Here is a 1,411-nt window from a genome sequence, read left to right on the forward strand (position 1 = left end):
ACATGTTGCACGGCGCGCAGGTCCTTGGCATTCATGATGTAAGTGCCGTGTTCATCTTCGAAGGCTGGCATCAGTTCGTCCGGCCGATTGGATTCCTGCAACAGGAATACCTGCTCGGTGGGAGCGCCGATGCCGAGGGTTGGTTCGGGCTGATACTGCTGGACGATCTCGCCGAGCTGATTTTCCGTGGCCTCTTGCGCCGAATATTTCCAGCGACAGGCGTTAGTGCAACTGCCTTGATTGGCATCGCGTTTGTTCATGTAACCGGACAGCAGGCAGCGTCCGGAATACGCCATGCACAACGCACCGTGGACAAACACCTCCAGCTCCATGGCCGGCACTTGCTTGCGGATTTCGCCGATTTCTTCCAGGGACAGTTCCCGCGACAGGATGACCCGGCTTATACCCTGTTGCTTCCAGAACTCGACACTCGCCCAGTTGACGGTGTTGGCCTGCACCGACAGATGGATCGGCATCAGCGGGAAGTGCCGACGCACCAGCATGATCAAGCCCGGATCGGACATGATCAGTGCGTCCGGCGCCATGGCAATTACCGGCGCGAGGTCCTTGAGGAAGGTCTTGAGCTTGGCGTTGTGTGGCGCAATGTTCACCACCACATAAAAGCGCTTGCCCTGCGCCTGAGCTTCCTGAATGCCAAGGGCCAGATTGGCGTGATCGAATTCGTTATTGCGCACCCGCAAGCTGTAGCGCGGCTGGCCGGCGTACACCGCATCGGCGCCGTAGGCGAAAGCATAACGCATGTTTTTCAAGGTGCCAGCAGGGGCGAGCAGTTCGGGGGCAAGGGGAGTCATGGCAATGTCAGTCGTAAAAGCCTGGGAGCATAGGCGCCTTGCCCATGAGGTTTATTGATCTGGATCCAGGCTTTGTGAACAAACGCATGGCACTCGCGCGAACCGTGGAGGACTAAGCATTAGGACCGCTCAACTTCCAGGAGCTTGTGTCCCTGCGCACTGACACGGATCGGACATGAACGAAAAAACCGTAAGAAATAAATCGCTGGTGATTTTGTTGGGGCTGGTCACTGTCGCGTTCATCTGGATCCTGCTGCCGTTCTACGGTGCAGTGTTCTGGGCGGTGATCCTTGGCATCCTCTTTGCGCCGATGCAGCGTCGACTGCAATTGAAGCTGGGCTGGGAGCGCAACATGACGTCGCTGCTCACCCTGAGTATCTGCCTGGTGATTGCGATCCTGCCGGTGATCATCCTCGCATTCTTCCTGGTTCAAGAGGGGGCAATACTGTACAAAAACATCGAAAGCGGTGAGTTGGATATTGCGGGGTATGTGTCCCATTTCAAGCACAGCCTGCCGCCGTACTTCCAACACTTGCTCGATCGGTTCGGGGTAGGAGAACTGGACGGGTTGCGAGAGAAGATTATCAAGAGTGCAGTGA

The 1,411-nt window shown here is 56.6% G+C and carries 2 protein-coding genes; one reads left to right on the top strand and one right to left on the bottom strand.

Annotated elements, in window-relative coordinates:
• Positions 1–812 (bottom strand): U32 family peptidase (locus AC1DRJ_RS27680; RefSeq protein ID WP_477804951.1); only part of this gene is annotated, 812 nt, incomplete at its 3' end.
• A 175-nt stretch (positions 813–987) separates the two neighbouring features.
• Here AC1DRJ_RS27680 and AC1DRJ_RS27685 point away from each other — a divergent pair.
• On the top strand, positions 988–1,411 hold a 424-nt coding region (locus AC1DRJ_RS27685), incomplete at its 3' end, for an AI-2E family transporter (RefSeq protein ID WP_477804952.1).

It is taken from the genome of Pseudomonas sp. P5_B2, assembly GCF_056400445.1.